A 22,656-nucleotide genomic window follows, 5' to 3' on the forward strand; every position below is an offset into this window, starting at 1 on the left:
CTCTATTCTCACTTTACCCACAATACCGCATTACCATGTGCTTCCAGATTAATCTCTTTTCCTAAAGCTTTTATTCGGACACTATGAGCGCCGGAGGATAGATTGTCTGGCTTTGCAATCCTCCACAAATGCGTACTGATTGTTTCCGGCTTTGGGGAATTTGATATTTTCATGCTGGCATATCTCCCTTGGCTTTGCAGATAGTATTGTTTTTGAATATTGGGCGAAATACCTTCATATTTTACCATTTCACTCCAACTTCCATTATCGAAATTCACATACACCTTTGTCGCGTCATCTGCAGCAAATACATTGGCGTAAATGTAATTGTCATTCAAAGCATTGAGTGTCGTATCCCATTCGTTAGTATTTGGAACGGTGATGTCCATTTGTTTTGTATTGGGTGCTCCGGAAACTTTATAATCGTAGGTATAACGATCCTGATTAATTCCGACTGTCCAATAACCTTTTGGCGTACCGTCGTACATCAACGCAAACGGAATCTGGTTCTGATCATGTGGACCTTGCCACCACGAACCACATACGGCGCCGGCAACTAACTCATGGATTGGCTTTCGTCCTGCCTCTCTTTCAAAATATTTATGATATTGGGTATGGGTATGTCCGGCACTAATCAGTACTTCTTCAAAAGGAGCCAACAATTTTATAATCCAATCCTGATCTTCCATCTCTTCCAGCGGAATGTGCATAAACAAATGAATCGAATTAAAAGCGCCTTTTTTTACTGTTATCAGATTGGTTATGAATTGTTTTTGCATCTCATCAAGACGTCCTACATATCCTTTTTCGTTTACAGGATAAATATTATTCAGCACTAAAAAGAACTGATTTCCGTACTCGAATGCGTAATAAGACGGCCCAAAAATACTTTCAAAACTTTTATCCCGATCCTCAAAAGCGGTTTCTTTAAAATTTAGATCGTGATTGCCAATGGTATAAAAAATGGGAGCTCCAATAAGTCCCAAAGTTTCTGCTAAGGGTTTAAAAATAGTCAGATTGTCAAAAGAAAGATCTCCAAGCGGTACTATAAAATCAATTTTCTGACCCATTAATTCTTCGGTAACCAACTTTCCTACGTGGTGAATATCATCCATCACATCAACCTGAGTATCTCCTAACAACACCACTTTCACATCTTTATTTTCAGCATTTGGAATCAAGGGGAAATTGTAATTTTTAACGCCTTTTACTTCATCAAACGGAACATAAAACTGCACGCTGTTCTGCTTATTTTTCTTTGAAATATACCCCGTCGGTTTAATTACAAAAACGGTATTTCCTTTTATTTTTGTAATGCTGTATTTTCCTTCTGAATTGGTCTCAACAACATCTTTACCATTAGAAACCAAAACATTAGGCAGCACTACCTCATCTTTATCAAGAACAGCATTTTGGTTTGTATCGGCAAACACAATTCCTGAAACTTTATTGTTTTTCTGTGCAAAACCAGCTGTAAAACTCAGCATTACAACTAAGCTAAAAATTATTCTATTCATGATACTACTTATTAATAAAAAATCCTTCGTAAATCATCCCTCTTTTCCAAGATAACAAAGCTATGTGAGCCAATATTGAACTAAAAAAATTCTTTTTTCCATCTCTAAATATTTCTATGTCTCTATCTGTTAACAAATTGCGTTGTTATTGCACCAGGGATATTTTTTGCAAAGACGCAAAGTTTTTTAACACATAGAGACATAGCTTTTTGGAATCTCTACTGCAGTTAACTTTTTAGAAAGGGCTTATTTCGTTTTCAGTAATTGCATTATTTTATTGTAAATCTCTGTGTTTTGATACACTCCCATAAAATTCTGAGCTCCGGGACCGTATGCAAAAACAGGAACAGTTACCGAGGTGTGATCGTTTGTACTGAAACTTCCGTGTACATATCCTTTTTCTATACTACCGTCAATCAAAGAAAGTCCTCCGGTCTCGTGGTCTGCGGTTACAATTAGCAGGGTCTCCGGATTTTTGTCTACAAACTCCATCGCCTGTCCAACCAAACGGTCAAAATCTAACATTTCACGCACCACATATTCCACATTATTACTGTGACCTCCATAATCAATCTGTGCGCCTTCTGCCATTATAAAAAACGGATTTGTAGTTTTAGAAAAAGTGGTTGTAGCTTTAGCCAATGATTTCGCTAGAAAATCACCTCTTCCGTCTTTTCTGGAAACCACCGAAGCATCATCCAATACTACAAAACGATTGTTCCTGATGGTATCTAAAGCACTAAATTGATCCGAAAAAGTATAGCCTTTTTTCTGTAAAACCTCAGCAAGATTTTTACCGTCTTTGCGGGATCTGAACTCCTTTGTTCCTCCCCCAATTAAGATATCAACCGGATTGGATAAAAAATCTGCCGCGATTGCTTCACTATAACTTCGGTCTGATTGATGCGCATAAAAAGCAGCTGGTGTCGCATCGGTAATATTACCACACGAAATGAGCGCCGTTTTATACTTTTTCTTAGCCAATTTCTCTGTTATTGATTCTAAAGATTGTCCTTTTTCATCCACTCCAATAAAACGGTTATTGGTTTTATGACCCGAAGCCATAGCCGTTGCGCCGGCTGCTGAATCTGTAATATAACTATCGGAGGCTTTGGTTATCGAAAATCCTTCGGTAGGGATAGTAAACAAATTTAATCTTCCTTTGTTGGCGGTGTAACCGGCATAAATCTGCGTCAGTCCCATTCCGTCACCAATAAGGAGAATCACATTCTTTGGGCGTTTATTTTTAGGAAATACAGCACCATTTTTAGGGACATAAGTTTCATAGAACTCGGTATTCTGGTAAAAAGTAGACTTGATGTTTTTAATGAATTGTGTTAAAGCCGATGTATTATCCGTTGCAATGTAATCGACGTGAAGGTTCATTAAAGTCATCCAGGTATTTACATTGTCTTGCGTAGACCAAAATCTGATTTTCTTATGCTGATCGTGTACTTTTTTGATTACTGCTTGTATTTTTTCAGAATCAGTTTGGGTCAGAATCCCCTTTCCGTTCCAAACGGTAAGCTCTTTCAAATCTTCACTGATCATTTCTACACGCGACAATTCCTGAACTGTATAGGTTTCGTTTACTCTTCCGTCGAAATAAATAAACGTCGGGTACTCGCTCCATTTTGAAGGAGCCGGTCTGCTTCCCGAAATAACTACTTTGAAATTTTTGTTTGAAATTAAATCCGGATACATTTTTAACTGTTCCACAATTACTTTCAAAGTAGCTTCTGCCTCTGACTTTATATCAATCATCAAAAGCAACGGTTTATCGCTTTTATAAGCTTTACCGCCCAGTGCTTTAAATTTCAATAAAAGAGGCTCCAAATAAAGGTTACGCAACGAATTACCAACTTTAATTTCTTCAGAAGTGTGAGCCACCATCAAATCATTTTTCACTAAAAAAACATCGGCTTCAATAACCCCTGTTTCATTAGCATAAGCCTCATAAAAAGGAAGCGCCCCGGCGTAGTCATTATGAGAATGTATATTGGACGAACTGTATTCTTGTGCCTGCAAAAAAAGGCAGAAAAGAAGGCAAAAAAAGGTGCTTATTTTTTTCATATTTATTATAAATTATCCATTTCAAAAGTTACAAACCAACTTTAATAAAACAGACATAAGTTATTGATATTAAAAGTTTTAAATTTAAAATTCCTACAATAAAAAACAGAAACCATCTATTCTCTATTATCCATTCTTTAAAAACACAAACCAGCCCTTCTTAACACAGGACTGGCTTATTAAATTATCTGTAAAAAGTTGTCATTTTGTTTACGACTGCAGACTCCTTAGAAGCCCGCAGCGTAACAAAACACAAACAAATGAAACTACTTTTTACCAACCTTTGTTTTGAGACAAAGCTCCTTTACTTACTGCAATCTCATCCGGTGGTATTGGCCAAACATGGTGAATGGCAGGGTTAAAATTACGAGCAGGATAAATTACCGTTCCGTTATAATGGTGTAACGGTTTGGCATAGGTTGCTTCGGCATCGCCCCAACGAACAAGGTCAAAATGGCGGTCTGTCCATTCTCCGGCTAATTCGCAACGTCTTTCTCTTTTTAAATCGGTTAATGTTGCTCCCGAAATAGAGGTTAGACCAGCACGATTACGAATCAAATTTATTTCGGTATCTGCACTTTGTCCTTTCTTTAATTTTGCTTCAGCCAACATCAGAATCACATCGGCATAACGCAATAGTGGTACATTTAATGCGGTTGAAGGTTTGTCTCCATTTGCGTTTACATAACGAATATCAATTCCTCCCGAAGTGGTTTTTGCATAACCAAACGGCTCCATATACTTTTTAAATTGATAGCCTGTTCTGTTACTTGAACTCACGACATATTTTCCTTCATTAAAAGTAACCAGCTGACCAAAGTACATAAACGAATCTCCTTTTTGTAGAATAGTCGCACTACGACGTTTATCGGCAGGATCATACGCATCAAATAATTCTTTGGTTGGGTAAAAATTCCCCCAGCCATTATAAGCTCCCCAACCTTTATCTTCGAGACAAACACCCGGAAAGATTGACCCAAGTGAAGTATTATCGGCACTTGAAGTAACAGACCAAATGTATTCTGATGACCAGTTGTTTTTGATTTTAAATACATCTTCAAAATTAGGAAGCAAAGCATGTTTTCCACTGTTAACAACCATATTTGCGTACTTAATGGCATTGTCCCAGTCTTTGGCATACAAATACGTACGAACCAAATACGCCCACGCAGCCGTTTTGTGCGCACGGCCGTAATTGTCTACCGTAAGTTCACTGAAATAAGGCAATAAGTCAGCTGCTTTAACCAGATCCGCAGCAATATAGGCGTAATTCTCCGCTACATTTTTTGCTCTCGGTACATAAACATTCGTAGGATCGTTTCTATCCTGAATAGGAATTCCCGCGCGATCATCGCCATAATGATACGCCAATTCTAAATGCATAACGGCATGATTAAAATAGGCTTCTCCCAACATCATTTTCTTAGTTTTCTCCTCTAATGGAATGTTTGGAATATTACGCAATACATCGTTACAACGTTTCATCACTTCATAATGCAATCTCCAAATGTCTTTTGTGTCGGATTCTGATCCGTCAACAATAAAGTTTTTGATACGTTCTGCATTTTGTCTTGGTTTGGTTCCGATATCATCACTGGCATTGTTGAGCCAGAAAAACCCACGTCCGTACATATTATCATCCGAATACAAGGCATAAATAGCATTTACTCCAGCCTTGGCATCTGCGGGTGTTTTCCAGAAATTTCCGCTCGAAGGCGCTCCTTGTGGTATCAGATCAAGTTCACTTTCACAAGCTGTCGTTCCAAGCAGCATTGTAAAACTCAACAATAAAATACTTATCTTTTTCATTTTGTATGTTTTATGTTTTTTTAAAAAGTAGCGTTTATACCCGTCATATAAATTCTGGACAGCGGGTATTTCCCTAAATCCAGTCCGAAATTAGAAAGACCTACCTCGGGATCCATTCCTGAATATTTAGTAATCGTAAAGAGATTCTGAGCCGAAATAAAGAACCTTAGATTTGCTTTTCCGTTTAACCAAGCTTCTTTAATTGTATACCCAATTGCCACATTTTTTAATCTCAGGTAAGAGGCATCTTCAATATAAAAATCAGAAATTCGTCCGAAGTTATTGTTATTGTCTGTTGCTGAAAGTACCGGAATATTTGATCCTGTATTCTGTGGTGACCACGCATCTTTTGACTCTGCCAATAAATTATACCCAGGGAAAGAACCGTTTAAGCCGGTATATTTTACGGCATTAAAAACACTGTTACCTGCCGCACCGCTTAAAAAGATGTTCATATCAAATCCTTTGTATCTGAAATTGGAATTTAAACTGAATGTGGTTTTTGGAAATGGATTCCCCAGCACTACCCTGTCGTTATTATTAATCACACCGTCTCCGTTTACATCTCTAAATTTCATATCTCCGGCAACTGCATTTGGTTGATATACGGCACCACTTGAATTCACATAGGCTTTAGCTTCTGCATTACTTTGGAACAATCCGTCTGTTTTATACCCGTAAAAGGCACCAACCGGACTTCCTACCTGATAAATATTGGCTAAAGGCAAACTACGAACTCTGCTCAAATTAAGTGGTTCAAGAGAGGTTAAACCGTCTTTGATTGAAACAATTCTGTTGTCTAGAAAAGCAGCATTCGCCGTCACATCAAATTTAAAATCACCTCGTGTTTTTTGATAGGTAAGACTTAATTCAAGTCCTTTGTTCTCTACATCACCCGAGTTTACAATTCGCCCTAATGGTGTTCCCGATACTCCCGGCAACTGGTCTCGAACGAGCATGTCTTTGTTTGTTTTTTTATAAACGTCTACCGATCCTGTAAGACTGTTGTTGAAAAGAGTGAAGTCTAAACCTAAGTTGGTTTGCTCTGAGCTTTCCCACTTTAAAGCCGGATTCGACAATTCGTTTTCCGAATAACCGTAATTAATCACCGGAGTCGATCCAATTAAAGCAGAAGTCTGATTTAACGGTACACTAAACTGATAAGGTCCTAAGTTTCCTAAATTTCCAATCTGTCCCCAACTCGCACGAAGTTTTAAACTGTTTACGGTTGAACTAATGTTTTTCATAAAATCTTCTTCAGAAATTAACCAACCTGCCGATACAGAAGGATAAACTCTCCAACGGTTTGCAGAAGTCAATTTTGAAGTTCCGTCACGACGCACAATTCCCGAGAACAGGTATTTTTGACTGAAATCATAATTTAACCTTCCCACATAAGAAGAAATAATTTCTTCAGACATTCCTGCTCCTAACTGCTGTACTAATTTGGCATTAAGCAAATAACGTTGTGATGGATCTTCGTTATCAAAACCGGTACCTTGTACACTGTAAAAATTCCTTTTGGTTTGTTGATAAGTGTATCCTGCCAAAGCTTTAAAACTGTGTTTCCCAAATGTTTTATCGTACGAAAGGGTTTGTTCGCTCAATAAATCGGTTGTCGTAGAAGTGGTTTGTGTTAATCTGTTAAAATCAAATACTTTACCCGGTTCTGTAATCTTTACGGTAAAATCTTTATAATCACTTTGAATTCTGGTATACCCCCAATTTGATTTAAATCTTAACCCTTTTACAATTTCCCATTCCGCATAAGGATTGATCAGAACAGTAGAAACGGGATTGTTGTTGTCTAACCTTTTCAAATAAGCCACCGGATTAATAACGTCTCCATACGATCCGATGTATTTTTCAGGTACTCCACCAAAAGAACCGGAACCGTCTTCTCTATAAACCGTTGCATTTGGCGGGTACAAAATCGCTCCTAAAATTGCTCCTGTGTAAGCACTTGAAGTATTGGCACTCTGACCATCTGTTAACGAATACGTCAGATTCTCTCCTATTGTAAAATTGGGCGCCAGTTTAAAAGAAGAATTAGCGCGGGCTGTATAACGTCTTGCAAAGGTGTTCAACAATATTCCTTCATTTTTTCGGTAACTTCCTGAAAGAAAGAAATTAGATTTTTCTGTTTTTCCGTTTACCGAAATAGATAAATCCTGAATTTCACCAGTCTGAAAAATTTCATCCATCCAATCGGTTTTGGTCATTCTGGCGGTAGGTTCAAATGCGGGATCAAAAGCCGGTATTCTTGGTAGTCCTGCATTATCTCTGGCCGTATTCATGGCGTCTGCATATTCTGCGGCGTTTAATACTTTCAATTTTTTCGCTACATTCTGAAAACCTCCCTGATAATTTACATTGACATTAATTTTTTCAGAAGTACCCTTTTTAGAAGTAATTAAAATCACACCACCTGAAGCTCTCGCTCCATAAATAGCTGCCGAAGCTGCATCTTTTAAAACACTGATAGAAGCAATATCATTAGGGTTAATGGTATTTAATGAACCACTGTAAATAATTCCGTCTAATACAATCAGCGGAGTTTCGGCATTTAAAGAACCTATCCCACGAATATTGATTGTAGGTTCTCCTGTTGGATCTCCTCCATTATTAATAACCGTAACACCCGAAACAGTTCCCTGTAATAATTCGGCAGCAGTATTGTAGGTTCTGCTTGCGGTTTCTTTCATTGAAACAGATCCCACAGCTCCCAGAACTTCTTTCTTTTTTACACTTCCATATCCCATTACTACTACTTCCTGTAATTGTTTTACATCGGCAGCTAATTTGATATTTTGATTTTTTCGGCTTTCAGTAACCTTAATTTCCTGTGTAATATACCCTACATAAGAAAAAACCAACAGCGCCTCAGCCGAATGAATTTCCAGTGTAAAAGTTCCATCATAATCAGTTACGGTGGCTGCACTGGAACCTTTATCTTTAATCTCTACTCCCGGCAACGGCATTCCGTCATCACCGCCAAAAACGGTTCCGGATATCGTGATTTTATTTTGTCCCGCATCGCTTACTTTCTGATTTTTCTTAATCACAATATTGTTGTTGATTATTTCATACTTCAGGAAAAAACTGCTGCAAATTTGATCCAACGCATATTCCAGCGTGACATTGTTTAGTTTTAAACTTGCTTTTTGATTGGTATTGATCTGATTGGCTTCATACATAAAATGCACGTCCACTTGATTTTCAATTTTTTGAAGAATATTTTTTATACTTTCATTTTCTACTTTTAAAGTTATTCTTTTGTCCCTCTCAACATTTCCGGCCTTTGCCGTTAATCCGATAAAAAATAAAGCAGTGAACAGAATCAATTGGGTCTGAAGACCTTTTTTAATGCTTTGACACTTTGCGACGTACCGCAGTTGTTTTTCATTCATAATTTTTAATTTTGATTATTCCTTTAGTTATTGTTGTTTTTTTTGGAGTTTCATTCTATTCTAAAAGTTATTCAATCCGGTACACTCCGGACTCGAGTTTATACTTGGCATTGATAATAGTACACACCAATCGGATCACCTGATCAGGCGGTAATTCTTTAAAGTAGGCGCTTATTTTGAGGTTGTTCAGATCCTTATTTTCAACAGATACAGCGATATTATAATTGCGGTTGATCGTTGTAATTACTTCCGGTAATGGGGTGTCTTCAAAAACAATAATATTCTTTCGCCATAGCGAAATGGAGTTCATCGGAATGTTACTAAAAGCATGCAGACTACTGTTTTTTGATTTAAAAACCACTTTCTGACCCGGCGTTACATAAACGTTCTCTTCCGTAACAGTCGATTTTACATTTACTCTTCCTGTTAGTACAGAAACCTCCTGTGTTGTTTGATCGGGATAGGCCTGTACATTAAAACTGGTACCTAACACTTTAGTATCCATTTTATTGGTATGAATGATAAAAGGGTGTTTTTTATCTTTTGCTACATCAAAAAAAGCTTCTCCTGTTAAATAAACTTCGCGGGTATCTCCTTCGAATTCAGCAGGGTATTTTAAAAGGCTTCCCGCATTAAGCCAGATCTGTGTTCCGTCGCTCAAAGTTATTTTGGTATGCTCTCCGGGTTTTGTAGCATATTCTTTAAGGATACTTGTTTCGGTAGACAGATAGAAAAAACAGGACAAACCCGCTAAAAGCACTACAGAAGCCGCCATGATCCAATTTCTGGTGTTTAACGAAATGACTTCGTTTGATTTTTTGATGGCTTTGATTTCTCTCTTTAGTTTTGAAATATCCGATTGTATAACCACCTCGTGTTCGAATATTTCTCCGGGATTGTTATACCAGTTGTCCCACATTTCTTTTCCTTTTAAAGAAGATTTACCTTCTAAAAAAGTTTTGATATCTTGATGTAATTTCTCAGGCATTATATAGTTATTGCTTTAATAGTAAGTCTTAGGAATTCCGATTTCAGGTAGGTACTCAAGGTTACCCTTTTGTTAAGAAACCAAAAGAATACCTTAGCATTGAAATCTGTTATAAATTAAATTGTCCCAAATAAAGACGCATGAATTTTAGCGCATAGGCAATATGATACTTAACGGTCTCGTGAGATACATTAAGCTCATCAGCTATTTCTTTGTTGGTGTACTGCTTAAAACGACTCAGAATAAAAACCTCTTTAGCCTTTTTTGGCAGCAAAGAAGTGGCTTTGTCTAAAGCCTGTTGCAGCTCATCATGATAGATGGATTCTTCTGTAGTATTATTATTACCTTCAATAACTGTATTTCGATCAAAGACCTCTTTACAGTAGGCATCCGTCATTTGGTTGGATTTAATATAGTCGAGCGTTACATAACGTACTGAAGTGTACATATAAGCCGAAAACTTTTTTTGAATGACCAGCGTTTTGCGTCGCTCCCAAATAGTGGTAAAAACTTCCTGAACAATTTCTTCTGAAATCGGAATCGATTTTATTCGCTGGTATACAAAGCGGACTAATACATCTCTGTATCGAAAATACAATTCATCAAAAGCTCTGTCTTTTCCTTGTTTTAATAATGCAACAAGTTCTTCGTCACTATATTTCTTATACATAATACAACGCTTTTGCAACTGTTGTCAAACAAACAAGGTTTACTACAACATCGATACGGATTGTTTTTTTGCGATGAATTCTTACTCTGAAAAGCGACATATATACAAGTATTGGTTTCTTATACTATGTCTCCAAAATTAAAGCTCAGGGTAGGTCAAAAAGGTTACGTTTACATTAATAAAACCAGCCGATTACGAAACATATTATTAACATTTGAGGCCTGATGTTACCGCTGTGTAGTGCCCCGGAAAGAATAAACTTACTTATGAATGAATAGTAGTTTATTCCCTAAAAAAATGGTCAGAATCTACTCTATTTTAAACACTTATTGTGTGATTATTTATTTTACATATAATGGCAATTGCATCATATTGTATTCTGTTTAAATTAGTAAATATGTTTTTTTTGAATAGCCGTTGGGTTTTATCAACGGATTTAAAAGAACATTCAAGAAGGCTTTAGCCAAAACTTTGCCTGCATTTTTTTTGGCTAAAGCCTATTGTCCTAAACAAACACAACCGTTGGTTAAAACCAACGGCAATTAAAATCCGGATTGATTATTTCTAATTGAAAAAAGAATCCCAAATAAAAACACCTCATAATTACAATACAAAAACAGGTACTAATACGCTACTCCAAAAAAAAAATCTTTAATACTTTAGACCCTACATCTATCCGCTAAAAAATACTCTGTTTAAGCCTGTTAAAGTAAGGTCAACTTAAATTATTCAGAGTGTAATTCCGAGCCTAAAAGCGAAATAATGGGAAGGTAATTGGAAGTATCCAAATTAAAATGCAATACCTGCTACTCTTTAAAATAAATCGATGATTCATAAAACTACAAATTATGCTTAATTCTCCCGTACTAGATACTGCCATTGGTCTGGTTTTTATTTATCTTTTATACAGTTTATTGGCCACTTCTGTAAACGAAGCCTTTTCTACCCTCTTCGGATTAAGAGCGAGAATGCTAAAAAAAGGTATTGTTGACAGTATGTTGTCTAATACCGAGCGCAAGGAATGGTTATGGTTCGAAACACTAAAGTCCTTTTTTGAAACTATACTGGAGCCTTTTAAATTGATTTTGGGTTACAAACCCATTTCGAAAGAAAAACTGGGCGATAAATTTTATGAGCATCCCGTGATCAAAAATTACGGTTATAGCAATAGAAATTCGATTCCTTCCTACATCTCTAAAGAGAATTTTTCAACCATCTTAATTGAAGTTTTAAAAAAATACTATCAAGAGCACGAAGCAGCTGTCATTGCTTATGTCAAGGCGAAAAAAGTAAATGTAGATCTTAAAGATGCTCCAAGTATTATAAAAATATACTATCTGGTGGATTATTTACTTAGTCCTGCCGGTCAAGCTTTAATCGCTAATTTTAAAGCGCAACATACTGATATTGATATCGAAACACTTGAAATACTACAGCTTTACCTACAGAAAAGCTATCAAAATATCGAGACATTTACCAAGCAAATTGAAGACTGGTACGATGACAGTATGAATAGAATTGCCGGATGGTACAAAAAGCAAGTTCAATTTTGGTTGTTTAGTATCGGATTGGTTATTGCGATTTGCTTTAATGTCGATATTATTGAAATTGCCGGTAAAATAAGTACCGATAAAGATGCCAGAGACAAGTTGGTTGAATTAGCCATAAAAGAAGCCGACGGCTTAAAAGCAGCCGGTTATCAGCAAACCTCAACTGACACCGCATCGACACCAAAGGCTAAACTTCCCAAAGATCCATTGGTACAATATAAAAGTCAGATTGACACAATAAAAAAACAATTGAATGGACAGATTAAAGAAGCCAATAATCTCTTGGCAATAGGTTGGGGAGATTATGGTTTAAAAAGAGACAGTACGCTGGTCTCGAAGGAATACGCTGGTGAACTCGCAAGCATAACAAAAGAGCTTAAAGCTGATGTCACGCTAAAAGTTCCAAAAGACGCTACAAAATTTTATACTCAAAAAGCACTACAGCGTTTGTATGATGACCATTGGATAAAACTCAAAGCCAGCTACGTATTGGAGCAATCCACCGATGGAAGAAAACTTTTGGGTTTTCTGCTTCTCGCATTCGGTGTTTGTTTAGGAGCTCCGTTTTGGTTTGATTTATTACAGAAATTTATTAAAATCCGAGGAACAGGTAAAAAAGAAACCAGTGGAAATAGTTCCACAACCCCAACCCCGGAAACTCAACCTGTTCAGGTAACAGTGAACAGCAATATTAACCCTGAAGCAGTAGGATAGCCATGGACCGATATAAAGTAATAGTACCGCGACTTAACGTACGTAAAGCGCCGGTAGCCGATTTTAAAACACAAAATATCATTTCTCAGGTAACACAAGATATGATACTCGAATTAGAACCAGAAACCAATATACCTAACCCAGGTTTAGGAAAATGGTTAAAGGATAGCCTTGGACAATATTATTGGGCAAATGGTTTGGCAAAACTAAGTGCTACACCTGCCGCTGCTACTCCTCCTACGTCTACACCGCCAGCAGCACGTACACCACCAGCTCCCGCTCCTACATCTCCATCTACCGTAAGTTTAAAGGGGCTTCCGACAAATCTTCCTGCCAACTATCAATTAGGAGTTGATGTTTCGCATCATAATGCTAAACCGGATTGGGCTGGATTTGTTAAAGCCGGAGTTCGTTTTTCGTATATAAAATTATCCGAAGGTGTTGGAACTCCAGATGCAAAGGCAAAAGAAAATGCTCAAAATGCAGTAAGCAAAAACATCAAAATTGGTTACTATCATTTCTGTCGTCCTGATACCCGAAATGGAGGAACCGTTGTTTCTGATGCCACTGCAGAAGCCAATGAAGCACTCAATTTGATGAAAGCCTTACCCAAATCCAATTTAGCTTTAGTAATGGATTTGGAAGATCAGGCGAGCTGGGATACTCCTTTAAAACCAGCCGACTATATGCTGTGGATTAAAACCTTTGCTTCCATTATCCAAACAGGAATGAACGCAGGACCGATAATCTATAGTCGTAAAGAGTATCTGGACAGAAAGCTACCCAAAACACACACTTTAAGCAATCTAAAACTATGGATCTCTTATTATCCAGCACAACCAAACTGTCTAAAGGTTACAATACCAAATGGATGGACGGATTGGGCAATCTGGCAATATACCGAAAGTGGAGCTATTGGTCAGAATCCTAAGATCGATCTTAATATTTTAAAAGATAATTCGGTATTTATAAATCCTTAAAATTGAAAAAAAAATAGCGTATAAGTATGCTATGGGTATAAAAAATAATATTTCACTTACTTTTGTAAAACACTTATCTCTTTTATGGTGTTCAAAATCTATTATCAAAGAATTAGTAAACTTGTATCAATTAAATCGTAAGTAATCATGAAACCAATTATTTTTATCCCCGGTATTCAAGCCACCAGTTTAGTCAACAGTAATACTTTTGATTTCAATTATATCTGGAATGCTTATGACACTTTAAGTACTTCTATAGGTACAGCAATCACAGGACCTTATATTAAAGAATACCTGCAATTGAATCCGCTTTACGATCAGAGTATTGAATCCATTGTCGAACGCAATCATATTGCACGGTTTCCTTATGAGAACAGTATACTTAAATTGAAAGCTAAACTTAATGACAATCCGCTTTATAAAGATACACCCATCTATTTGTTTGGTTACGATTGGCGAATGTCGAATATGGAAAGTGCCAAAAGGCTCAAATTATATGTAGAATACCTTCGCAATAAATTAAAAGGTCAAAACATTGAAGGATTCCGATTTGTCACGCACAGCATGGGAGGATTAGTCTTAACCTGTTATTTGAATCTTTTAAAAGAAGACTATTCCGGTATTGACAAAATCGTAATGAATGCTCCGCCATTTTTAGGTTCCCCTTATGCTATGGTGCATATGGTAAAAGGTGATGGTGGATTACGCAGCATCCTCAACTGGGCCATTGGAAGAAATGAAGACATGCGAAAAGTAATTCGCACCTATCCCGGAGTTTACGAATTACTGCCTGTATACGCAAATGCCATGATCTATAAAGACGATAAACAACCTTTAAATCTTTTCGAAAAAAAATACTGGCAAAACAATATTTATGATGACATTGAAGAACTTTTCGATGCACGATTAGCGCTATTAAAAGAGTTTCATGGACCTACCGGCTCTAAAAACTTATCGGAATTACCACAAGCCGTAAAAGACAAAATGGTGATTGTAGTAGGAGAAAAAGACAATACCTATACGCAATTATTGGTTGACAAAAAGAAGTTCACTACCAAAAACCTGGTGGATTTAGACTCTCTAAAAAAAGGAATTGATTCCGGAGACGGCACAGTGCCTTTTAAGAGCTCGTCTATATATGCAAAGGACATTACTACACTGGCTGTAAAAAAAGAAAACTTTTTTGATGAAATCAGTAATAATTTAGATTTTCATGGCTTGTTTCTGAAAGATAGCCGTGTACAAAACATTGTAGAACGCTTTCTGAATACCGAAGATATAATCCCCGGTGGGATAAAAAATTGGTGGGAAGTACCCAATCACAGTGTTAGAAAAGTCTAAACTTTAAGAACATAAAAAAACGTTGTATCAGATTTGATCCAATACAACGTTTTTATTTTTATAATACTAACCAGACTTTATTCAAGAAAAGAAATGGTTATAGTGTTTTACTTTTTATTTTCCCCAACTCAGGTAACAGCTTCCAAATGTAAATCCGGCTCCAAATGCGGTAAGTAATAATCGGTCTCCTGTTTTGAAATCATTTTTAAAATCCCATAAGCATAAAGGTATTGTAGCCGCTGTAGTGTTACCATAACGCTCAATATTTACCTTTACTTTTTCCATTGGTACATTTAAATTACTCGCTACAGCATTTATAATACGAATATTGGCCTGATGCGGGATCACCCAATCCACATCTGTCACGTCCAAAAGATTGCGTTCCAGGATTTCATTGCACGTATTGGTCATGCTTTCTATAGCATTCTTAAATACAGTTCTTCCGTCCTGTTTTACGAATTGTTCCCGATTCTCTAATGTACCATCATGAAAAGGTTTAAGAGAACCTCCTCCTGAAACCGACAGAAATTCGCTGCCCGCTCCATTAGTTTTTAATACAAAATCCTTCAATCCATTGTTTTCAGAGGCTTCCAATAATACGGCACCTGCACCATCTCCAAACAATACACAGGTATTGCGGTCTGTATAATCGATAATCCTGCTCATGGTATCTACACCCACAACGATTACTTTTTTATGTCTCCCTGATTCTATTAATGCCGCAGCAGTTGATAAAGCATACAAGAAACCACTACACGCTCCATTAAGATCAAATCCCCAAGCATTTGTAAGTCCAGCTTTCTGACATACTACAGGTGCTGTAGGAGCCAGTAATTGATCCGGTGTTGCTGTTGCCAGTACCAAACAATCGATTTCTTCGGGATTAGTATCAGAATTTTCTAAAAGGTCTTTTATGGCCTCTGCAGCCATGTCTGAAGTTGCTTTTTCGGGATCAGTCAGTATACGTCTCTCTTGTATTCCTGTTCTTGATAAAATCCAGTCGTTTGAAGTATCGACCATTTTTTCAAGTTGATAATTATCCAGTACAGTGCTAGGAACATAGCCACCTACAGCCGTAATAGCTGCTAAATTATTTCTTGTCATTGCTAACGATTATTGAATTTTTTGTTGTAGAAATCTACAAATATAAAATTGCTCCTACCGTTTTTCTTGCGATTTTCAGAATTCATACATCCATTTCAGATAGGACAAAAACTTAATTTCAATATTGCTTTAAAAAAATAAAATAACTAATCTTTTCAAAAACTAGTTATTTATCCAAAAAAGCCAAATGCATTTTGCAAAGCCACCGGGAGAGCAACGCGTCCAAATTTACCAAAAAAAGTTGGTTTAGCCATCATTTTCATGACGCAATCCTCTAAAAAGAAATAGGCCGAATGTAAGACATTCAGCCTAATTCACTTACTATTGCTGGCATTCATCAAAAAACATAAAAAAAGTGTACCTCCTTTAAAATAACTAATATTTCATAAGACTTATACCGTTAAAAAAAAATAAAATTTAGTTGGTTTCAATCGTAAGGGAACTAACACAAAATTAAAATTCCCAAAACGCACCCACTAAGTCAACTAAAAATCCCTGTTTTTAGCTTAAATTAAAGGCTACTATTAGTTCGAAACCTGACTAATACGAACAACATTTACCGGATCACTTAACAACTCGTCCGTCCTTTTTGCAAAGTTTTGAAAATGATCCGTTTGAATATGTGCCTCAAATGCTTCTGCATTTTTAAATTCTTCATTCATATAAAATGCCCCGGAACTTTCATGATCTTCATAAAGTACATACTCCAGACATCCTTCTTCATTTCTGGTAGGTTCAATTAAAGCCAGTAAAGCTTCTTTCAACAATTGATTTTTACCCGATTTCGCTTTCAAAAAAGCGATCGCCTTAAATGTATTTTCCATACTCTTTATTCTTTATTCATTAATTATTTTTAACACTATAACTAAATCAACAAACTTTACCGATAACTCATAAAAACGGATAATCCGTATACCCTCTGGCACCCCCTCCTCCAAACAAAGTATGATTGTCTGAAATCACATTAAGAGGTGCATTCGTTAATACGCGTTGTGGATAATCGGGATTCGTCAGAAACTTTCGACCAAATCCGATTAGATCTACCAAATCTTCAATTAGTAAAACCTCTCCCTCTTCAGGACTTTTGTTTCCCGTTGCGATTATGGTGTTTTTAAAATTGGCTCTTAACGCCTTTCTAAAATCATTGGGTATAACTGGTGCATCATCCCAATCTGCTTCACAAAGATGTATGTAGGCAATGTCTAATTTGTTTAATTCTTTGGCAGCGAGCATAATGGTTTCTAATATTTCCGGATCATTCATATCTTTAAAACTAATAAAAGGAGAAAGTCTTACACCGGTTTTTTCCTTACCTATTGCTGCTACTATCGCTGCAGTTATTTCCAATAAAATACGGATTCTGTTTTCTTGTGATCCTCCATAAGCATCCGTTCTTTTGTTGCTGTTGCTTCTTAAAAACTGATCGATCAAATAACCGTTTGCGCCATGTATTTCAACACCGTCAAATCCGGCCAAAACAGCATTTTTTGCACCTTGTACAAATTCTTCTATAACACGATCAATATCGTTCTGAGACATCTCCTTTGGTTCTTCAACAGGAACAAAAGTGGCGTCCCCATTTGGAGCTCCGTCAAAAATATAGACATTGGTATCTTTCGCAATTACTCCTGATGGTCCGATCGGCTGTAAACCGTTTACTTTTGAACTCGATACTCGCCCAACATGCCACAACTGCAAAAATATCGTGCCTCCTTTTTCATGCACGGCATCTGTTGTCAGTTTCCAGCCATCGATTTGTTCCTTAGTATAAATACCGGGTGTTTTAGCATACCCCTTACCTTGTAATGAAATCTGTGTAGCCTCGGTAATAATTAATCCTGCCGAGCTTCGTTGTTTATAATATTCGGCCATTAAAGCATTGGGAATATCGCCGGGTTGTGTCGTTCTTGATCGGGTCATGGGAGCCATGAGAAAACGATTTTTAGTCTGTATTTTATCTCCCTTATACGTTTGGAATAGTTTCATTTCTTTCATTTAATATTTTTTTAAATTTCTATTTATTTTATCCTAAAAGGGCTGTCCCTCCAAGCAGTCTGTCTATAAGCCCATAACAACAGATCAAACCAATTATACAATAACCAATCGCTACTAAAATCAAACATCCGAAAATGGAAGTCCAGTACGCTAAACCAATATTCAGATCTCTGTTTAGCGTATAAACGATTGTGATTTTTCGCTTAAGAATACTCCAAAACCAAACTAGCAGCATCGATATCCCTATAAAAACCAAACTGATAACCGCAAATCTAAATTCATAACGCCCAAAAATAAGGTCAATTACAAACACCAAACAAAGTAGTAGTGAACAAATCAGAGCGAGTCCACTTGTTATTCTAAATATTTTCAACATCTAATTCCTTTAAAAATTCAACAGTCATAAAAATTAATTCTGTGCTTCCGGTATTCTCCAAATTATGGGTGAAAAAATTAGCATCACTCAAATCCGAAAAATACTTTACGTCATTTACTTCATATTGTGTTTCCAGAACAGAACCGTCATTGTAATACGAAATTGATTTGCCTGCTGACAATGCCGTCCAGAAATAGCGTTTAGAATGCGTATGAAATGGCATGCTTTCACCTGCCGGTAGATGTATGGTCCAGATCTTAAATTCATTATTCTCTAAAACCAACTGTTCACCAACCTTAAAATTGTCTGTAGCATTTTCCAGTTCCGAAATTTTCTCTGCTGTCCAAAAACTCCAATTCTCCGGCGGATTAATTAATGTAGCTATCATATTCTTCAAAAAAATTAGATTTACAAATACTTCAATATTGGTTTCTTTTAATATTCAATAACAATTTTCCCAATCGTTTTTCCACTTTCGAGCAACTCGTGAGCCTCCTTTAAATTCTCGGCCGTTAATCCTTTTAACGTTGTAGTTAATGTAGATTGTACTACACCTTCGTCTAATAAATCAGCCATACGATTCAGAATATGATGTTGCTCAATCTTATCTGCAGTTTGAAACATGGATCTCGTGTACATCAATTCCCAGCTAAAACTCACACTCTTGTTTTTCAGCTTATTTAGTGCAACCGGTTCACTCGATCCCGTAATAGAAGCAATGTGCCCTTGCGGTTTTATAAGTTCAGCCATTACATCCCAATACTTATTTGTATCTACGAAATCCAGAATAAAATCGACATTCTCAAAACCCGCCTCACGTACCTCTTTCACTAAATCAAAATGATTCACCACTACATCAGCGCCCATTTTTTTACACCAATTAACAGTCTCCGGTCGTGAAGCAGTTGCAATTACTTTAAGGCCTGCTATTTTTTTGGCCAACTGAATCGCAACAGACCCGACACCACCGGCACCGCCAATGATTAAAACACTTTTGCCTTTATCTTTTTCGGGACTAATCCGAATGCGATCAAAAAGAATTTCCCAGGCAGTAAGAGATGTTAACGGCATTGCAGCAGCCTGCGAAATAGTGGTTGTTTTTGGAGCAAATCCAACAATGTTTTCATCTACCAATTGATACTCCGCATTAGAACCTGATCGCGTAATATCTCCTGCATAAAAAACAGCATCTCCCACTTTAAAAAGCGAAACCTTTTCTCCTATGGCTTCTACAATACCAACGGCATCCCAGCCAATCACTTTAGGATCCGTCAAAACAGTATCTTTTGCTGCACTTTGTCGAATCTTAAAATCCACCGGATTTACCGAGATTGCCTGTATTTTAACCAAAAGATCCGTTCCCTTCGCTTCCGGTATTTGACTTTCAAATTCAATAAAACTTTCCTCATGATCTACCGGGAAAGACGTTCTAAATCCTATTGCTTTCATATTTTTACTACTTTAAAATTAATGTTATAAATAAAATGCTTTACTAAACCGATTCGTTAAAGACTCCTTCTAAGAGAACTCCCGTCGGTGTTCTGAAAAAAATGCGTCTCTCGTTTAGCTCCTCAATATCCATTAGGGAATAAGGAATTTTTAGTCTTTCTAGTTTTTTCTTAAATGCTGTATAGTTTTCTAATTTAAAACCAACATGATCAATTGTTTCTGATGTATGATCCAAATGATTTCCAAAACTTTTTATCACATGTATAATGGGATCATTTCCATCAAACAACCAAAATCCGGGTATGTGCTGTATCATTTTCGGGCGCTCTTTTTCAACAAGATCAAAAACACCAATTAAAAATAATTTAGTGGCTTCCAAATCACCCGTTCTTATCGTTACATGGTCGAGTTGCATACTACGCTAATTAATTGTTGTATTTTTCCTCCGAATTATCAATGGGAGTATTCGGATCGTTTTGTACCAATCTGGCAATAGCATCCTTACGCATGTAAACAACACCTGTTTTAGTTCTGGTATACTTTATAAATTGCTCCATTGCATTGACAACTGCCGGTGATCCTCCAATACGATCATGAAAACTAATCGACATCATTCTTCGTTTTGTTGCGCCTTCTTTATAAAGTTGATCAAACTCTAATTTTAACTGATTTAAAAATTGATCCGGACTCCAATGTTTGCCTTCAATATTTACGATATCATTGTTACGAAGCGTATACGGAATCACTACAAATTTTTTCCCGTTCACCATTGTGATAAAAGGTTCATCACGGCTCAAATCATCAATATGATATAAAAAACCCAACTCCTGAAGTACTTTTAATGTATTAGGACCTCTCCTTAACCAGTTACTGTTGTACCCCACTCCTCTTTTTCCTGTAATGGCTTCAACGGTATCAATTCCGTCTTTTACAAACTTTAATTCCTCTTCGTAGTTCTTATTCCATTGATTGTCCCAGGTCATACCGTGTGCTGCTATTTCATGACCCTGATCAGCAATTGCTTTTGCTACCTCCGGATATTTTACGGCAGCTTGTCCAACTACATGTGAGGTGACCTTAATATCGTATTTTTTCCATAAATCAAGCATGCGATACACTCCTTCTTTCGCTCCATATCGGAACCAACTGTCTGCTGCTAAATCAGGTTGTCCTTTTGGCAATGGATTTCCCGAAAATGGACTTTCTGCGCCTTCCGGCTGTCCTCCGGTTTCAAACTGCATGGATACTGATACCACCAACTGAGCACCATTAGGCCAATGACTTTTTGATAACGCTGTTGAATCCTTAGCCCCCTTACAAGATACCAATAACACCATTAGTATCAACAAGCTAACTATTGCTGTATATTTTTTCATTTTTAATTTGTTTTAATTAATAGATCAAAATTACAAAGTCTCTCGGTGGTATTAAGGTATAAATCTATTGTTGTTTTGTAAAAATCAATTCTATTATGAAGTGGTTTTCTTTAAGGCTTTTTGAATCCTTTTAGAAAGTAATGTTATCGATTTGGGTACTGGTTTTGAGTTTTGAGTTTCAAGTTTCAGGTTGCTGCTTACTGGTTTCAGATTACTGCTTATTGGTTTCAGGATATTACTTACTCCTTTTGGGGTCATCACAATTCTGTCATTTCGAGCGAAGTCGAGAAATCACACACGCTGATCCGTTTCTATCTTCCGCAATTTTGTCATACTGAGGAACGAAGTATCTTCACAAGTAATTCCGTAAAGTGAAGCTCAACGCTATCGATTCAGCAAACGTAGATCCTTCGTTCCTCAGGATGACAAACTGTGTGGAGTTTCTGGTTTCAGGGTATTACTTACTGTTTTTGGGGTCACCACAATTCTGTCATTTCGAGCGAAGTGAGAAATCACACAAGCTGATCCGTTTCTATCTTCCACAATTTTGTCATACTGAGGAACGAAGTATCTTCACAAGTAATTCCGTAATGTGAAGCTCAACGGTATGGATTCAGCAAACGTATATCCTTCGTTCCTCAGGATGACAAACTGTGTTGAGTTTCTGGTTTCATGGTATTACTTACTGTTTTTGGGATCATAACAATTCTGTCATTTCGAGCGAAGTGAGAAGTAACACAAGCTGATCCGTTTCTATTATCCACAATTTTGTCATACTGAGGAACGAAGTATCTTCACAAGTAATTCCGTAAAGTGAAGCTCAGTAGTATGGATTCAGCAAACGTAGATCCTTCGTTCCTCAGGATGGCAAACTGTATGGAGTTTATTGCTTGATTACGCCTCCTCAGGATGACAAACTGTGCGGAGTTTCTTGTGTGATTTCTCATTCTTCGAAATGACAAACTACACCGTATGTTTTACCCTTTTCGAGTTTCAGTATTCAGGTTTCAAGTTTCGGACTATTACTTACTGTTTTTGGGGTCATCACAATTCTGTCATTTCGAGCGAAGTCGAGAAATCACACACGCTGATCCGTTTCTATTATCCACAATTTTGTCATACTGAGGAACGAAGTATCTTCACAAGTAATTCCGTAAAGTGAAGCTCAGTAGTATGGATTCAGCAAACGTAGATCCTTCGTTCCTCAGGATGACAAACTGTGTGGAGTTTTTTGCTTGATTACGCCTCCTCATGATGACAAACTGTACGGAGTTTCTGGTGTGATTTCTCATTCTTCGAAATGA

18 protein-coding genes are annotated in these 22,656 nt (G+C 36.9%); 3 read left to right on the top strand and 15 right to left on the bottom strand.

Features of this window, described 5'->3' with window-relative positions:
* Positions 1-8: 8 nt before the first annotated feature.
* The 6 genes from ACHRV3_RS02490 to ACHRV3_RS02515 form a co-directional block, all read right to left on the bottom strand.
* Entirely contained in the window at positions 9-1,517 is a 1,509-nt protein-coding gene (locus ACHRV3_RS02490; RefSeq protein ID WP_395434431.1) for a calcineurin-like phosphoesterase C-terminal domain-containing protein, read from the bottom strand.
* 246 nt (positions 1,518-1,763) lie between these two features.
* Complete coding sequence (locus ACHRV3_RS02495; RefSeq protein WP_395434432.1) at positions 1,764-3,590, bottom strand: alkaline phosphatase; 1,827 nt, start codon at positions 3,588-3,590, stop codon at positions 1,764-1,766.
* Positions 3,591-3,863: 273 nt separating this feature from the next.
* A complete protein-coding gene (locus ACHRV3_RS02500) occupies positions 3,864-5,399 on the bottom strand; it encodes a RagB/SusD family nutrient uptake outer membrane protein (RefSeq protein ID WP_395434433.1) in 1,536 nt (511 codons plus the stop codon).
* A gap of 20 nt (positions 5,400-5,419) precedes the next feature.
* The gene (locus ACHRV3_RS02505; protein WP_395434434.1) at positions 5,420-8,809 is read right to left on the bottom strand and encodes a SusC/RagA family TonB-linked outer membrane protein; all 3,390 of its coding nucleotides are present in this window, start codon (positions 8,807-8,809) and stop codon (positions 5,420-5,422) included.
* 67 nt (positions 8,810-8,876) lie between these two features.
* Positions 8,877-9,797, bottom strand: a complete 921-nt coding sequence (locus tag ACHRV3_RS02510; protein WP_395434435.1) for a FecR family protein — start codon at positions 9,795-9,797, stop codon at positions 8,877-8,879.
* Between the two features lie 109 nt (positions 9,798-9,906).
* Positions 9,907-10,467 (bottom strand): RNA polymerase sigma-70 factor, encoded by a 561-nt coding sequence (locus ACHRV3_RS02515; protein WP_395434436.1) that lies wholly within the window; start codon positions 10,465-10,467, stop codon positions 9,907-9,909.
* An 848-nt stretch (positions 10,468-11,315) separates the two neighbouring features.
* Here ACHRV3_RS02515 and ACHRV3_RS02520 point away from each other — a divergent pair.
* From ACHRV3_RS02520 to ACHRV3_RS02530, 3 genes are all read left to right on the top strand, one after another.
* On the top strand, positions 11,316-12,731 hold the full coding sequence (locus ACHRV3_RS02520; protein ID WP_395434437.1) for a hypothetical protein: 1,416 nt from the start codon (positions 11,316-11,318) through the stop codon (positions 12,729-12,731).
* A gap of 2 nt (positions 12,732-12,733) precedes the next feature.
* Complete coding sequence (locus tag ACHRV3_RS02525; protein WP_395434438.1) at positions 12,734-13,711, top strand: glycoside hydrolase family 25 protein; 978 nt, start codon at positions 12,734-12,736, stop codon at positions 13,709-13,711.
* Between the two features lie 147 nt (positions 13,712-13,858).
* Positions 13,859-15,052, top strand: coding sequence for a hypothetical protein (locus tag ACHRV3_RS02530; protein ID WP_230002227.1), 1,194 nt, complete (start codon positions 13,859-13,861; stop codon positions 15,050-15,052).
* Between the two features lie 114 nt (positions 15,053-15,166).
* On the opposite strand, the gene ACHRV3_RS02535 is transcribed toward ACHRV3_RS02530, so the two are convergent.
* The 9 genes from ACHRV3_RS02535 to ACHRV3_RS02575 all read right to left on the bottom strand — a co-directional run bounded on the left by ACHRV3_RS02535 (position 15,167) and on the right by ACHRV3_RS02575 (position 21,610).
* A complete protein-coding gene (locus ACHRV3_RS02535) occupies positions 15,167-16,156 on the bottom strand; it encodes a beta-ketoacyl-ACP synthase III (RefSeq protein WP_047778867.1) in 990 nt (329 codons plus the stop codon).
* 524 nt (positions 16,157-16,680) lie between these two features.
* On the bottom strand, positions 16,681-16,980 hold the full coding sequence (locus tag ACHRV3_RS02540; RefSeq protein ID WP_395434440.1) for a putative quinol monooxygenase: 300 nt from the start codon (positions 16,978-16,980) through the stop codon (positions 16,681-16,683).
* Between the two features lie 67 nt (positions 16,981-17,047).
* Positions 17,048-18,151, bottom strand: coding sequence for an alkene reductase (locus tag ACHRV3_RS02545; protein WP_165579399.1), 1,104 nt, complete (start codon positions 18,149-18,151; stop codon positions 17,048-17,050).
* A 28-nt stretch (positions 18,152-18,179) separates the two neighbouring features.
* Positions 18,180-18,527, bottom strand: coding sequence for a hypothetical protein (locus ACHRV3_RS02550; protein ID WP_395434441.1), 348 nt, complete (start codon positions 18,525-18,527; stop codon positions 18,180-18,182).
* Positions 18,511-18,915, bottom strand: a complete 405-nt coding sequence (locus ACHRV3_RS02555) for a hypothetical protein (protein WP_395434442.1) — start codon at positions 18,913-18,915, stop codon at positions 18,511-18,513. The genes ACHRV3_RS02550 and ACHRV3_RS02555 overlap by 17 nt, the downstream gene beginning before the upstream one ends.
* 47 nt (positions 18,916-18,962) lie before the next feature.
* Positions 18,963-19,976 carry a zinc-binding alcohol dehydrogenase family protein gene (locus ACHRV3_RS02560; RefSeq protein WP_395434443.1) on the bottom strand — a complete coding sequence of 338 codons (1,014 nt, stop codon included), beginning with the start codon at positions 19,974-19,976 and terminating at the stop codon, positions 18,963-18,965.
* Positions 19,977-20,019: 43 nt separating this feature from the next.
* Positions 20,020-20,391: a VOC family protein gene (locus ACHRV3_RS02565; RefSeq protein WP_395425827.1), complete on the bottom strand. Its 372-nt coding sequence runs from the start codon at positions 20,389-20,391 to the stop codon at positions 20,020-20,022.
* A gap of 10 nt (positions 20,392-20,401) precedes the next feature.
* The gene (locus ACHRV3_RS02570; RefSeq protein ID WP_395434444.1) at positions 20,402-21,352 is read right to left on the bottom strand and encodes a polysaccharide deacetylase family protein; all 951 of its coding nucleotides are present in this window, start codon (positions 21,350-21,352) and stop codon (positions 20,402-20,404) included.
* 93 nt (positions 21,353-21,445) lie between these two features.
* Entirely contained in the window at positions 21,446-21,610 is a 165-nt protein-coding gene (locus ACHRV3_RS02575) for a hypothetical protein (RefSeq protein WP_395434445.1), read from the bottom strand.
* Positions 21,611-22,656: the final 1,046 nt, after the last annotated feature.

The organism is Flavobacterium sp. FlaQc-49, from assembly GCF_044005985.1.
In the GTDB taxonomy this organism is placed as follows: Bacteria; Bacteroidota; Bacteroidia; order Flavobacteriales; family Flavobacteriaceae; genus Flavobacterium; species Flavobacterium cupriresistens.

Bases quoted from the DNA above. Each gene is read 5' to 3' on its own strand.
- ACHRV3_RS02490 (WP_395434431.1), bottom strand. From the start codon at position 1,517: ATGAATAGAATAATTTTTAGCTTAGTTGTAATGCTGAGTTTTACAGCT.
- ACHRV3_RS02495 (WP_395434432.1), bottom strand. From the start codon at position 3,590: ATGAAAAAAATAAGCACCTTTTTTTGCCTTCTTTTCTGCCTTTTTTTG.
- ACHRV3_RS02500 (WP_395434433.1), bottom strand. From the start codon at position 5,399: ATGAAAAAGATAAGTATTTTATTGTTGAGTTTTACAATGCTGCTTGGA.
- ACHRV3_RS02505 (WP_395434434.1), bottom strand. From the start codon at position 8,809: ATGAATGAAAAACAACTGCGGTACGTCGCAAAGTGTCAAAGCATTAAA.
- ACHRV3_RS02510 (WP_395434435.1), bottom strand. From the start codon at position 9,797: ATGCCTGAGAAATTACATCAAGATATCAAAACTTTTTTAGAAGGTAAA.
- ACHRV3_RS02515 (WP_395434436.1), bottom strand. From the start codon at position 10,467: ATGTATAAGAAATATAGTGACGAAGAACTTGTTGCATTATTAAAACAA.
- ACHRV3_RS02520 (WP_395434437.1), top strand. From the start codon at position 11,316: ATGCTTAATTCTCCCGTACTAGATACTGCCATTGGTCTGGTTTTTATT.
- ACHRV3_RS02525 (WP_395434438.1), top strand. From the start codon at position 12,734: ATGGACCGATATAAAGTAATAGTACCGCGACTTAACGTACGTAAAGCG.
- ACHRV3_RS02530 (WP_230002227.1), top strand. From the start codon at position 13,859: ATGAAACCAATTATTTTTATCCCCGGTATTCAAGCCACCAGTTTAGTC.
- ACHRV3_RS02535 (WP_047778867.1), bottom strand. From the start codon at position 16,156: ATGACAAGAAATAATTTAGCAGCTATTACGGCTGTAGGTGGCTATGTT.
- ACHRV3_RS02540 (WP_395434440.1), bottom strand. From the start codon at position 16,980: ATGGAAAATACATTTAAGGCGATCGCTTTTTTGAAAGCGAAATCGGGT.
- ACHRV3_RS02545 (WP_165579399.1), bottom strand. From the start codon at position 18,151: ATGAAAGAAATGAAACTATTCCAAACGTATAAGGGAGATAAAATACAG.
- ACHRV3_RS02550 (WP_395434441.1), bottom strand. From the start codon at position 18,527: ATGTTGAAAATATTTAGAATAACAAGTGGACTCGCTCTGATTTGTTCA.
- ACHRV3_RS02555 (WP_395434442.1), bottom strand. From the start codon at position 18,915: ATGATAGCTACATTAATTAATCCGCCGGAGAATTGGAGTTTTTGGACA.
- ACHRV3_RS02560 (WP_395434443.1), bottom strand. From the start codon at position 19,976: ATGAAAGCAATAGGATTTAGAACGTCTTTCCCGGTAGATCATGAGGAA.
- ACHRV3_RS02565 (WP_395425827.1), bottom strand. From the start codon at position 20,391: ATGCAACTCGACCATGTAACGATAAGAACGGGTGATTTGGAAGCCACT.
- ACHRV3_RS02570 (WP_395434444.1), bottom strand. From the start codon at position 21,352: ATGAAAAAATATACAGCAATAGTTAGCTTGTTGATACTAATGGTGTTA.
- ACHRV3_RS02575 (WP_395434445.1), bottom strand. From the start codon at position 21,610: ATGACCCCAAAAGGAGTAAGTAATATCCTGAAACCAATAAGCAGTAAT.